The sequence below is a fragment of the Hyphomicrobium sp. 2TAF46 genome (genome assembly GCF_052114865.1).
Taxonomy (GTDB): Bacteria; Pseudomonadota; Alphaproteobacteria; order Rhizobiales; family Hyphomicrobiaceae; genus Hyphomicrobium_B.
This window is the reverse complement of record NZ_JBFRFO010000003.1, coordinates 68,307-79,791: the sequence shown is the minus strand read 5'-3', so window position 1 is coordinate 79,791 and position 11,485 is coordinate 68,307. Positions and strand designations below refer to the sequence as shown.

Annotated in this window: 13 protein-coding genes; 8 read left to right on the top strand and 5 right to left on the bottom strand. The window is 61.0% G+C overall.

Annotation, left to right across the window (positions count from 1 at the left end):
- The first annotated feature begins 27 nt into the window (after positions 1-27).
- Positions 28-198, top strand: coding sequence for a hypothetical protein (locus tag AB4Z24_RS07115; RefSeq protein WP_441706958.1), 171 nt, complete (start codon positions 28-30; stop codon positions 196-198).
- 125 nt (positions 199-323) lie between these two features.
- Here the strand turns inward: AB4Z24_RS07115 and AB4Z24_RS07110 are convergent, their stop codons facing one another.
- A complete protein-coding gene (locus tag AB4Z24_RS07110) occupies positions 324-1,589 on the bottom strand; it encodes a threonine ammonia-lyase (RefSeq protein WP_441706956.1) in 1,266 nt (421 codons plus the stop codon).
- Positions 1,590-1,771: 182 nt separating this feature from the next.
- Here AB4Z24_RS07110 and AB4Z24_RS07105 point away from each other — a divergent pair, with 182 nt between their 5' ends.
- Positions 1,772-2,476, top strand: coding sequence for a hypothetical protein (locus AB4Z24_RS07105; protein WP_441706954.1), 705 nt, complete (start codon positions 1,772-1,774; stop codon positions 2,474-2,476).
- A gap of 42 nt (positions 2,477-2,518) precedes the next feature.
- Positions 2,519-3,499 carry an NAD(P)-dependent oxidoreductase gene (locus AB4Z24_RS07100; RefSeq protein ID WP_441706953.1) on the top strand — a complete coding sequence of 327 codons (981 nt, stop codon included), beginning with the start codon at positions 2,519-2,521 and terminating at the stop codon, positions 3,497-3,499.
- A 5-nt stretch (positions 3,500-3,504) separates the two neighbouring features.
- On the opposite strand, the gene AB4Z24_RS07095 is transcribed toward AB4Z24_RS07100, so the two are convergent.
- Entirely contained in the window at positions 3,505-4,002 is a 498-nt protein-coding gene (locus AB4Z24_RS07095; RefSeq protein WP_441707777.1) for an Lrp/AsnC family transcriptional regulator, read from the bottom strand.
- A 193-nt stretch (positions 4,003-4,195) separates the two neighbouring features.
- Here AB4Z24_RS07095 and AB4Z24_RS07090 point away from each other — a divergent pair, with 193 nt between their 5' ends.
- Positions 4,196-4,642, top strand: coding sequence for a beta-lactamase hydrolase domain-containing protein (locus AB4Z24_RS07090; protein WP_441706951.1), 447 nt, complete (start codon positions 4,196-4,198; stop codon positions 4,640-4,642).
- Between the two features lie 35 nt (positions 4,643-4,677).
- Here the strand turns inward: AB4Z24_RS07090 and AB4Z24_RS07085 are convergent, their stop codons facing one another.
- Together AB4Z24_RS07085 and AB4Z24_RS07080 are read right to left on the bottom strand one after the other, a co-directional pair.
- Positions 4,678-5,289 (bottom strand): glutathione S-transferase, encoded by a 612-nt coding sequence (locus tag AB4Z24_RS07085; RefSeq protein WP_441706949.1) that lies wholly within the window; start codon positions 5,287-5,289, stop codon positions 4,678-4,680.
- Between the two features lie 11 nt (positions 5,290-5,300).
- On the bottom strand, positions 5,301-5,786 hold the full coding sequence (locus tag AB4Z24_RS07080; RefSeq protein ID WP_441706947.1) for a thermonuclease family protein: 486 nt from the start codon (positions 5,784-5,786) through the stop codon (positions 5,301-5,303).
- Between the two features lie 182 nt (positions 5,787-5,968).
- Here AB4Z24_RS07080 and AB4Z24_RS07075 point away from each other — a divergent pair, with 182 nt between their 5' ends.
- From AB4Z24_RS07075 to AB4Z24_RS07060, 4 genes are all read left to right on the top strand, one after another.
- Positions 5,969-7,636 carry a sensor histidine kinase gene (locus tag AB4Z24_RS07075; RefSeq protein WP_441706945.1) on the top strand — a complete coding sequence of 556 codons (1,668 nt, stop codon included), beginning with the start codon at positions 5,969-5,971 and terminating at the stop codon, positions 7,634-7,636.
- A gap of 21 nt (positions 7,637-7,657) precedes the next feature.
- Positions 7,658-8,350: a retropepsin-like aspartic protease family protein gene (locus tag AB4Z24_RS07070; RefSeq protein ID WP_441706943.1), complete on the top strand. Its 693-nt coding sequence runs from the start codon at positions 7,658-7,660 to the stop codon at positions 8,348-8,350.
- A 47-nt stretch (positions 8,351-8,397) separates the two neighbouring features.
- Positions 8,398-8,973, top strand: coding sequence for a retropepsin-like aspartic protease family protein (locus tag AB4Z24_RS07065; protein ID WP_441706941.1), 576 nt, complete (start codon positions 8,398-8,400; stop codon positions 8,971-8,973).
- 129 nt (positions 8,974-9,102) lie between these two features.
- A complete protein-coding gene (locus AB4Z24_RS07060) occupies positions 9,103-10,608 on the top strand; it encodes a phosphomannomutase/phosphoglucomutase (RefSeq protein ID WP_441706939.1) in 1,506 nt (501 codons plus the stop codon).
- Positions 10,609-10,660: 52 nt separating this feature from the next.
- Here AB4Z24_RS07060 and AB4Z24_RS07055 read toward each other — a convergent pair whose 3' ends face one another.
- The gene (locus AB4Z24_RS07055; RefSeq protein ID WP_441706938.1) at positions 10,661-11,485 is read right to left on the bottom strand and encodes a sulfite exporter TauE/SafE family protein; all 825 of its coding nucleotides are present in this window, start codon (positions 11,483-11,485) and stop codon (positions 10,661-10,663) included.

Here is an 11,485-nt window from a genome sequence, read left to right as displayed (position 1 = left end):
TTAGTACAGCGAATGCGGGCACGACCGATGGACCTCAAGGCAGCGAGCGATCGGAATTCGACAGCTGACCGTCTGGCTTTAGCAAGCATGATGGTGTGCTTCTTTGCAACGGGGGCACTTCTCATCGGCACGCTCGCCGCCGCCTCCCTCGATCAGAACCGCCACGCGACGATCCCGAACACGACCACGTCTCACTAGCACTTGTCTTTTGTACTTCCCAATCTTGATCCTGTTTTTTTAAGTATCCTACCGATCCACCTGGGCCCCTCGCCAATAGGCGCGGGGCCCATTTTTTGCGCCATTCGGTTCTGCGCGATCTCTCGTCAGGGCGCACCGGCGCCCGCCCCTGAGCTTTTGACGAGCACGACATAGCCGTTGGCCTTGAGCTCGGAGACGACTTGCTCCAGATGCTTTCGGTCGCGTGTTTCGATGACGAGATTAAGCTCGGTGCCCTTCGCCGGCACGTCGGTGAAAACACGCTGATGATAGACCTCGACGACGTTGGCGCCGGCCTTACCGATGATGCCTGAAACTCTCGCCAGCTGGCCGGGACGATCGGGAATATCGATGGCGAGCCGCGACAGACGCCCATCGCGTGCGAGTTCGCGCGTCAGTACGCTTGCGAGCAGGCGGGTGTCGATGTTGCCTCCGCAGAGGACAAGCCCGATCCTCTTGCCCTTATAAAGCCTGTTGGCTCCGCCGATCAGCGCTGCGAGACCCGCGGCGCCGGCACCTTCGACGACGGTCTTCTCGATCGTAATCAGCAGCGAGACAGCGCGTTCTAGGTCGGCTTCCGAGACGAGCAGAATATCGTCGACGAGTTCTTCGATGATCTGCTGCGTGAAGCTGCCCGGCGCGGTAACGGCGATGCCTTCCGCGAGCGTATCTCCTCCGACCGGGAGAGACGTCTTTTTCACTGCGTTGAGCATCGACGGATAAAGCTGAGCTTCGACGCCGATAACTTTGATCTTCGGATTGATCGCCTTTGCGGCGACCGCCATCCCCGAGATCAAGCCGCCACCGCCGATCGGAACGATCAGCACGTCGAGATCAGGCGCCGTCTCGAGCATTTCAATCGCGACCGTTCCCTGTCCGGCGATGATCGCAGGATCGTTGTAGGGATGGACGAAGGTCAGCCCATGTTCGGTGCCGTAGCCGACGGCGAAGCGGTAAGCTTCCTCCAGGCTTTGCCCTTCGAGAATGACATTCGCTCCGTGGCTACGGGTATTTTCGACTTTGATGGTCGGCGTCCAGGCGGGCATGACGATCGTCGCAGGAATGCCAAGACGATGGGCGTGGTAAGCGACGCCTTGCGCGTGATTGCCGGCCGACATCGCGATCACCCCGTTCTGGCGCTGCTCGGGCGGTAGCGTCAGAAGCTTGTTCAGCGCGCCGCGCTCCTTGTACGACGCCGTGAACTGCAAGTTTTCGAACTTGAGCCAGATTTCGGCATTCAGCAGCGCACTCAACGTGCGGCTTTGCTCAAATCGTGTTGCGACCACAGCGCCGCGGATCGCATCGGCGGCGCGCTTGATGTCGTCATAGGCGACGGCAAGCTGAGGAGGTTTCGTCGTCGCTAATTTGGTCATTATCTTTGGGCAGATTTGTTGCAGATTGGCGTTCTTACCACACCGGCTTGAGGTTCGCCCTCATGCCCTTGGCGAAGAGATCTAGCGCGCGCACTAGTCGAAGCCCAGGCGTTTTAGTGTCTAGCGTCCGCCGAGGCCAGTTCATTTGTTTCGTCCGATGATTCCCGGTGCGGAGATATCGCATGGCTCGCCTGCCCGCAAAGATTGCTTTTGCCGTCGCTGCGATGCTGTCCGCCGTGCTTGCAAGCCCTTTGCGAGCGGATCCCAGCAGCTCGTACACCGGCGCGACGGGCCAGAAATTCGAATATGGCCCGTACGGGTCAGAGAGCAATCCCGGCAGCAACCAGGCGATCCCGCAAAACGAGCCACCGGCCCCGGTTTACCGCGGCGGCGATGCCACGCGACCGGCCGCCGATGCGCCGAATGGGGCCAGGGACTATGGGGACGCGGCACGTGCGCGTTCCGGGGCGGATGCTTCCGGAACCGACGCGGATGACGGCGAGGACGAGGCCGACGGTCCACCTTCAGATGCCTATCGTCCTCCACCCGGGAATGGACAAGAGCCAGGGCCTCGCGATGCCGCAGCTTCCCCGCCGGCGGGCGATTTCGACGGCGGACTGCCTCGTGTTGAAGTCCGAGCCAGTGCGCCGGACAGCAACGTTCCCTACGAAATCCGAGAGCATGACGCGCGGCATGCCGCGATCATAGCCTGGCGCCGCAAGGTCGCGGATCGTTTTGGACCTGAGTTTGCCCATTGGCGCACGGCCGCAGCCAAGCGCGTCGACTGCATGCCCGACCGCCGCGAAGGTCTCATTTGCATCGCCAGCGCGCTGCCTGTGCGCGGGTTTGCCCGTTCCGAGCGATGGCGCCGGGACGGCCATGACTAAGGCTTCCAGCGCCCGCATCATCGCCGCAGCAAGCAATCCTGGTTGATCCTGGAGCTTCTTTCTGCGATCTGCCGCACGGGTCGAACCGCGCGGCGCTGGCGCTCGCCCTCCTGTCGATCAGCGCAGATGGGAAATCACAACATGGCGAAAGTAGCGTGGCTGGGATTGGGTGTGATGGGCTATCCCATGGCGGGCCATTTGAAGTCGCGCGGCGGCCACGATGTGGTCGTCTACAATCGAACTCCCGCTAAAGCCGAAAAGTGGAAAGAGCAGTTTGGCGGGACTGTCGCCCCAACTCCCGCGGAAGCGGCGCGCGACTGCGATGCCGTGTTCGCCTGCGTCGGCAACGACGACGATCTGCGCAGCATCACGATCGGAAGCAGCGGTGCCTTCGAGGGCATGCGGCCGGACGCGATTTTCATCGACCATACGACGGCATCGGCGAGGGTCGCGCGCGAACTTTCCGCGGCTGCGGAAAAGCAAGGCCTCCAGTTTCTCGATTGCCCGGTTTCCGGCGGACAGGCGGGCGCCGAGGGCGGCACGCTGACCGTGATGGCGGGCGGGGCAGAAGATGCGTTCGCCGCTGCAGAGCATTTGATCAAAAGTTATGCGCGCAGCGTTCGCAGAATGGGTCCGTCCGGTTCGGGGCAACTCGCCAAGATGGCGAACCAGATTGCCATTGCCGGGCTCGTTCAGGGATTGGCGGAATCCATTCACTTTGCGGAATGCGCGGGGCTCGATATCGAAGCGCTGATGGAAACGATTTCCAAGGGCGCGGCGCAATCGTGGCAGATGGACAACCGCTGGAAGACGATGCACGAGCGAAAGTTCGACTTCGGCTTCGCGGTCGATTGGATGCGCAAGGATCTTGCGATCTGCTTCGAGGAAGCGGCGGCGAACGGCGCCGACCTGACGGTGGCGCAGCTCGTCGACCGGTTCTACGGCGAGGTTCAGGAACGCGGCGGCCGGCGTTGGGACACGTCGAGCCTTATCGCGAGGCTGCAGCCGAAGAACGACGTCTGATGACCTCAGGCTTCGGCGCGCTCGCTCTTTGCGGAGCGTTCGGTAATCGCGTACTGCAACGGCAATGCGGTGGTGTACTTGATCTGCTCCATTGCAAAGGCCGACGAGACCTTGGCGATATCGATGCGCGAGATGAGCTTCTTGTAGAAGACATCGTAGGCAGCGATGTCAGGGACCGCGACGCGGAGCAGATAGTCGATGTCGCCCGACATACGATAGAATTCGACGACCTCCGGAAACTCGGCGACAGCGGCGTGGAATTTCTCCAGCCATGCCAGCGAGTGTTTGTCGGTCTTGATGGACACGAACACCATGACGCCGGCGTTCACCTGCTGGGCATCCAAGATCGCGACGCGGCGCTGGATGACGCCGGATTCTTCGAGCTTCTGGACACGGCGCCAGCATGGCGTTGTCGATAGCCCGACCTCTTTGCCGATATCGGCCACGGGGCGGGTGCAATCCTGCTGTAGAATGCGCAGGATCTTCACATCCATTTCGTCCAACATTCGTCCGCCCTCTAAGTAAGAAACATGTTTTTGTTCAATCTGCGATTTTGAAATTAATATTTTCTAATTAAGCGGTGTCAACGAGGGTATTAGTATTTTTTTTCGTTTTTGCGACGGTTTTCCTTGATCGGAGGCGTCCCTTCACACATGTAAGAGGTTCTCAACAACAACAAGTCTCCGGATCATCAAGATGCCCCCCATCAGGCCCATTTCCGACAGTGTATGCATAAGCAGCTGGCTGGGCAAAAACGACTTCACAGATGTGAAGGCGCTCGGCTTTCAGAAGGTCGTCAATTTCCGTCCAGACAATGAAGCACGAGATCAGATACCGAGCACCGAGGCAGAGACCGCTGCCCATGAGGCTGGTCTAGAATATTTGCACATTCCCGTAACGCGACAGAACCTCTTCACCGAAGAGGTGATCGGTAGGGCTGCGAGGGAATTCGCATCGGGGGAGCGGACGCTGGCCTATTGTGCCTCCGGTCAGCGCGCGGCCATCGTCTGGGCAGCTGCGACGGTGCGGTCTCATCCGGTTGACGAGGTGCTTTCCTCGGCCAGTAGCTGCGGCTTCGACCTGCGGCTCGTCCGCGACGATCTCGAGGCGCAGGCGGTTCGCCCGCAGCAGTCGCCCGGCTGATCGGGCGGCCACTCACCCGCCGGCGTTGACACCGGTCAGGCCTTCGCGCTCGGCCGGGCTGAAACCTCGCCATGCCAGCGCAAGACGTTGCTGAAACCTTCGGGTTGACCGAGGCGTGCGGGTTTCATGAAATCGATGGCGACGAGAGCGGTGATGTCGGCAATTGAATAGTTTGCACCGGCGATAAACGCGCTTTCCGCTAAGCGCGCATCGATCAGCCTCAATTCGTGCGCGACTTTTTCCTTGTTGGCTTCGCCCCATGCAGCGATTTGGGGGACTTCGAGATGCGCCATTTTCGGGTGCAAATGCCGAAAAACGGCGAACACGGCGTTGAAGAGCCCGATCTCGATGCGCCGGTTCCACATCTCGACTTCGGCCTTGCCGACAGCCCCGCTGCCGAACAATGCGGGCTCGGGCGAAACCTCTTCGAAATAGCGGCAGATGGCGATGGTCTCGGAGATCACGCGGCCGTCATCGAGAATTAATACCGGCACGCGAGCCCAGGGATTGAGCTTCGCGAAGTCGCCGGTTTTCAGGTCATCGACCATCATGTTCAGCTCTTCGCGCGGAACGTCGATGCCCTTCTCGGCGAGAAAGATGTTGACCCGTCGCGGGCTTGGCGCTGCATGCGTTTCGATGATCCGCAATTCTTACCTCCCTATTTGATTTTATTCTCAGCGCGCCATTTGCCCGGCCGGTCGAATTCGCCAGCCCACAGGCCACGCTTGGCAGCTCGCGCGTCGGCTTCCTCTGCATCATAAGCGCCGTATGCGACCGCCATACCGGCCGCTACCATACCGGCATTGAGATCGCGGCCACCTACCACGCAGTGGGCAAGCAGCCGGCCGTAGACATCCCTTTGAGTGACGTCGCAGGTGACGGTCCCGCCGCCGGTGGCGCGAGCCAGGGCGAGGTAAGCTTCTTCACCGCACTTCCAGACCTCTCCGCCGCGCCCGCATGTCTGGCGCCCTTCCGGCGCATCTATTCCCTGAAGCCGGACCTCGTTCCCCTCCACCCACAAGCTGTCGCCGTCAATCGGGCGCCCGGAGCCGCTAACTCTGGGCGGAAACGGGTCGTGCTGGCTTCGAGAGAAGCGCCAATGGTCGCGGCCGGCGAAAATGGCCGTTGCAGCGACAATTAACATCAGCGTGAGCCTTACATAGGGCCCCCAACGTGCTAGATGGCCGTTTATGCGGCGCGCCGGCGCCCTCCGCCGCCTGGGCGGGTTGGGTTGCATTTCGGACCCTCAACCAATCCGCGAGATTTTAAGTCTTGCTTTAACAAATTGACGCCAATTTACGGGCGCCGCCCGGGTTTCGCCAACCCGTGCCATTTCATCTAAAGGACTCAACGCGCGGTATGGACGATAACGCCTACAGCGTCGAGCCGGCAGCTGAACAGCCAGCACGTCCGGCAAGACGAGGCCGTTCTCGGGATGAGCTCAAATCATTCCGGGAGAGGCTGACGCACGGCACCGTCCATAAGCCCGAGTTCGAATACGAACTGCTCACGATGTTCGCGCGCAACGAGACCAGCGCGCCCTTCGCGATGCCGGCACTTTGCTTCATCTTCTACATCACATCGATGTTCTGGGCGTCGTTCACCGAGGCGACGACCTGGATCGCCATCGTCTCGATTTCTCGCGTCTATATGCTCGATCAATGCCGGCGGCTGCTTGCCATCCCCCGGACCGAAGTCAACGTGGGCCAGTGGCGCCGCCACTTCACCCGGATCGAACTCGTCAACGGTTTCGCACTCGCGGCATTCGCGCTCATCGGTATCTCGATCAACAACCCCACCGGTGTTTCGCCCGCGACGTTTTCCTCGCACGTCTTCATATTCGCGACGCTGATGGTCGTGCTCGCCATCCGGATGACGTTCGCCTCGACGCTCCCTCGCCTCTTTCTCGCCGGAACCGTGCCGATGACCGTTGCCGTCGCCGGCCGTCTCTTCACGCTCGGCGATCCCTTCTATTTCGCGCTCGCTTCGATGGCGATCGGCATTCACGTATTCTTCGTCTATCTCGCGCGCGGATTGCACTCGACTGCTTTGGCGATGGTCGAATTTCGCGCCGAGAAGGACAGCCTGATCTCGGAACTGGAAGAGGCCGGCGCCATTTCGGACGAAGCGCGCCGCCGCGCGGAAGCTGCCAACAAGGCGAAATCGCGCTTTCTCGCGACGATGAGCCATGAACTCCGCACACCGCTCAACGCGATCATGGGTTTTTCCGAGGTGATGGAGAAAGAGCTGCTCGGACCGATCGGCAGCGACATCTATCGCGATTATGCACGCAGCATTTATCAGAGCGGCGACCACCTGCTCTGCATCATCAATGAAATTCTCGATCTCTCGCGCATCGAAGCGGGCCGCTACGATTTGCACGAAGAGACGATGCGTCTGACGGATATCGCGGAAGATTGCCAGCGCCTCGTCAAGATCAAGGCCGACGCGAAAGCTCTGACGATCGTCGAGGATTTTGCCCCGGACCTGCCCCATGTCTGGGCCGATCCCAGGGCGCTCCGCCAGATCTGCCTCAACCTGCTCTCCAATGCCCTGAAGTTCACGCCGAAGGGCGGCCGCATCACGCTGATCGTCGGTCACACGCAGGATGGCGGGCAATTCATGACTGTCGCGGACACTGGGCCGGGGATTCCGAAGGAAGAGATCCCGCGCGTGCTGCAGGCTTTCGGCCAGGGTTCGCTCGCGCATGAAACCGCCGAGGGCGGCACCGGCCTCGGGCTTCCGATCGTGCAAAACCTCATCCACTTGCATGGTGGCACGTTCGATCTGCAGTCAGAGCTGCGGAAGGGAACGGAAGTGACCGTCATGCTTCCGCCCCAGCGCGTTCTGCACGCGATTGCACCGCTGCAGCCGCTCGGACAGGAACGTCACCGCGATCCGGCGCCGCGTCCGGCGCGGCAACCGCGCATGCGTCCCGTTTCACCACTGGCGCCCGAGACTATGGCCTACAAGGTCGCAGGCGAGGCGCGATAGTCCATTGCTATTCGGGGTCCGATGCTCGGCTTTCTGCTAACGGTCATTCTGGGACTTGGTGCGCTGCTCGCCGCAACGGTGTTTGGCGGGCTGAAACTGGACGCCATTCCCGACCTGCCTGTCGCGGCAACAGTGATCGCGATCCTCGTCGCGCTCTACATGGCGACGCTGCTCAATCACCGAGGCGAACGGCGGCTTGCCTTATGGCCGACGCTTGCTGCGTGCTTCTCCGGCGCGGTTCTTGTCGCCGGTGCATTCAACAAGGGCACGCCGTTCACGTTGACGGATCTCTTGCCCAGCGAAAGGAGCAGCGTGGATGCGGCACCGGCGCGACGCGATACGCCTGCCTCAGTGCGCATCCGCCAGAACGACGACGGCACGTTTCTCGCCAACTCCGAGGTCAACGGACAACCGATGACCGTGCGGATCGACACCGGCTCCGCGACGGTGGTGCTACGGCAATCGGACGCCGAGAAGGCCGGCATCGACGTCACCCATCTCACTTTCGATACGCCGCTCAAGACAGCGAACGGAACGAACTATCTTGCTCCGGTCCGACTGAAGTCGGTGCGCATCGGACCATTGGCGATCGACGACGTCGAAGGGCTCGTCGCGCGGCCCGGAACTCTTAACGAAAACCTGATCGGTACGAGTTTCTTAAGACGTTTGGCGTCTTATCAAGTTACCGGCAATTTTGCGACGCTTCGGCAATAGAACGCCGATCACGGTTTGCACTGCTCTCTTGGAAAAGGGCGTCCGGAATGTCATCGGCAACTGTCAGTCTGTTTGGATCCTTCGCGCTTGCGGCGGTAGGGGCCGCTGGTCTTGCATATACGTTGACGCATCCGGGGGTTCTTGCAGGTTTTGTTGAACGCGCAAAAGCGACATCCGGTCTTTCGCAACAAGCGTCCTTGAGACAAAGCGACGGCGCTCTCCCCAGCACGGAAGAAACTCCACGTCGACAATCCGGCGTCGTCACCCTGCCCGCCGGCGACTATGGTCACTTCCAGGCTGAGGCCGACATCAACGGACGCGATATCGATGTGATGGTCGATACCGGGGCATCTCTCGTTGCGCTCACCTACGAGGATGCGCGCCGCGCAGGAATTTCGGTGTCTCCCTCCGACTTCACGCATACGGCCCAGACCGCGAACGGCATCGCCCGAGTTGCACCTGTCACAATTCAACGCATCAGCATCGGCGATATTACCGTTCGAAACGTTGCAGGCGTAGTATCGGAGCGTGGCGCTTCCGAGCGGACGCTGCTCGGTATGTCGTTCCTCGGGCGGCTTTCCCGTGTCGAAATGCGCGGTGGCACCCTCGTGCTGCAAGAGTAACTATCCGCAAATACCCCTCCACTATTCCACTATTCCGCCCATAACATTGCTGATAGAGCGCACCCCGGAACCCGGCCCTGGCATCAGTGCGTTAGGTTCCCCGAATGAATCCTGTTCGAGGAGAGGCATATGCTGCCGAAGCCACGCGCCGACCTGAAGCCGAATACCGCCGACTTTGAGCGCTTTCCGCTCGTCAAGCCGACCGGCTTCCGCGAATACGATGCGCGTTGGCTCTACCCGCAAGAAATCAACCTCATGGGCCTCAACGCCGTGGGCCTCGGCATGGCGACGCTCTTCGCCCGGCGCGGCGTGCCCAAGCGTCTCGTGGTGGGGCATGACTACCGATCGTACTCCGCCGCCGTAAAGCAGGCGCTGATGACGGGTCTTCTGGCCGGAGGCTGTGAAGTTCACGACATCGGACTCGCACTTTCGCCGATGGCCTACTTCGCGCAGTTCGAGCTTGGCGTCGAAGGCGTCGCGATGGTAACGGCAAGCCACAACGACAACGGCTGGACCGGCATCAAGATGGGATTGTCGCGTCCGCTGACGTTCGGACCCGATGACATGTCCGAACTGAAGTCGATTGTTCTCAACGGCGAGTACCAGGAAGGATCGGGCGGCAAATATATTTTCGTTCCGGACCTCGAAGCGCGCTACATCAAGGCGTTGACCAACCGTCCGAAGTTCAAGCGCCGCCTCAAGGTCATCGCGGCAAGCGGCAACGGCACTGCGGGCGCATTCGCGCCGAAGGTTCTCGAAGCACTCGGCTGCGAAGTCGTGCCGCTCAATGCCGACCTCGACTACACATTCCCCAACCACAATCCCAATCCCGAAGACATGAAGATGCTGCATGCGGTTTCGGCAAAGGTGCTCGAAACCGGCGCGGATGTCGGTCTCGCCTTCGACGGCGACGGCGATCGTTGCGGCGTTGTCGCCAACGACGGGCATGAGATCTTCGCGGACAAGGTCGGCGTGATGCTGGCCCGCGATATTTCTTCGATCTATCCGAACGCCAAATTCGTCGTGGACGTGAAATCGACGGGACTGTTCTCGACCGACCCGGTGCTGCTCGCGAACGGCGCAACGACCAGCTACTGGAAGACGGGCCACAGCTACATCAAGCGCTACAATTTCGAACACAAAACACTCGTGGGCTTCGAGAAGTCCGGCCACTTCTTCTTCAACGAGCCGCTCGGCCGCGGCTACGACGACGGTCTGGTATCGGCCATTGCCGTTTGCGACATGCTCGATCGCAGTCCCGGAAAGACGGTTGCGGATCTTCGCGATGCGCTGCCCAAGACCTACGGCTCACCGACGATGTCTCCGCATTGCGACGACGAGAAGAAGTACAATGTCGTCGATCGAGTGACCGAGCACTACAAACGCCAGCAGGAGACGGGTGGACGTGTGGCCGGTCAGGCGATCCGCGATCTCATCACGGTCAATGGCGTGCGCGTGATGCTCGAGGATGGCACCTGGGGTCTTGTCCGCGCATCTTCGAACAAGCCGGAGCTGGTAGTCGTCGTCGAGAGCCCGACGTCGGAAGCGAACATGAAGGCGATCTTCAAGGACATCGACCAGCAGCTCGCGCGCTTTCCCGAGGTCGGTGAGTACAATCAGAAGATCGCCGTCTAATCTCGACGCCCGGCGGTTTCGCTCACGGAGCCAGCCGCCGGCGCATTGCGTGTCAATCCAGCAACGTCCAAAGGAAGCGCGCGACAACGGTCGTGATGAAGACGGCGAACGCAAGTTCGAGCCTGCGTTTCGAGATGCCGTGCGCAACCTTCACGCCCAAGGGTGCCGTCAGCACGGCCAGCGGGGCGATAACGCATGCGCCGAGATTGACATAGCCAAGCGATAGCGGCGGCAGGTTTGGTTCGCCCCATCCGGATATGATGTATCCCGCGATGCCCGGAACGGCGATGACCGTGCCGATGCCGGTCGCGGTTCCGACGGCTCTCAGCAGCGGCATCCCGTAGAGCGTGAGCAGCGGAACGGTGAACGTCGCGCCGCCGATCCCCATCAGCGTCGAGATGAGGCCGATGATTGCCGCTGCGCCCTCGAGCCAGGGCGGCTGAGGAAGCTTATCGGCGATCCGCCAATCGTCCCTGCCGAGATACATTTTCGCGGCGAGCGCCGTGCCGAAGACGACCCATATCCAGCGGAGTGCTTCGCTGCTGGCGTAATACGCAATGACGATCCCCGCGATCACTCCGAGAAAGATCCAGGGCCCCATGCGTTTCACGACATCGATATCGACGGTGCCTCGCGCGCGAAACGCCGAGAAAGATCGAAACACTGTCGGCGCGATGACGCCGAGTGTCGTCCCGAGCGTGACGTGCATCCTGACATCCTCAGGCACACCCGCCGCGCCGAACACCTCGTAAAGCACCGGGACGATGACGCCACCGCCGCCGATGCCGAGCAGGCCCGAAAGAAATCCTGCGAGAAGGCCGGCGGCCCCCAGCAGAGCCAGCAGTGCGATCAGATGTTCAGGCGAAATCGCATGCAT

Coding starts and splice junctions, on each gene's coding strand:
- AB4Z24_RS07105 (WP_441706954.1), top strand. CDS start 1,772: ATGGCTCGCCTGCCCGCAAAGATTGCTTTTGCCGTCGCTGCGATGCTG.
- AB4Z24_RS07060 (WP_441706939.1), top strand. CDS start 9,103: ATGCTGCCGAAGCCACGCGCCGACCTGAAGCCGAATACCGCCGACTTT.
- AB4Z24_RS07115 (WP_441706958.1), top strand. CDS start 28: ATGGACCTCAAGGCAGCGAGCGATCGGAATTCGACAGCTGACCGTCTG.
- AB4Z24_RS07090 (WP_441706951.1), top strand. CDS start 4,196: ATGCCCCCCATCAGGCCCATTTCCGACAGTGTATGCATAAGCAGCTGG.
- AB4Z24_RS07065 (WP_441706941.1), top strand. CDS start 8,398: ATGTCATCGGCAACTGTCAGTCTGTTTGGATCCTTCGCGCTTGCGGCG.
- AB4Z24_RS07080 (WP_441706947.1), bottom strand. CDS start 5,786: ATGTTAATTGTCGCTGCAACGGCCATTTTCGCCGGCCGCGACCATTGG.
- AB4Z24_RS07055 (WP_441706938.1), bottom strand. CDS start 11,485: ATGCATGCGATTTCGCCTGAACATCTGATCGCACTGCTGGCTCTGCTG.
- AB4Z24_RS07110 (WP_441706956.1), bottom strand. CDS start 1,589: ATGACCAAATTAGCGACGACGAAACCTCCTCAGCTTGCCGTCGCCTAT.
- AB4Z24_RS07070 (WP_441706943.1), top strand. CDS start 7,658: ATGCTCGGCTTTCTGCTAACGGTCATTCTGGGACTTGGTGCGCTGCTC.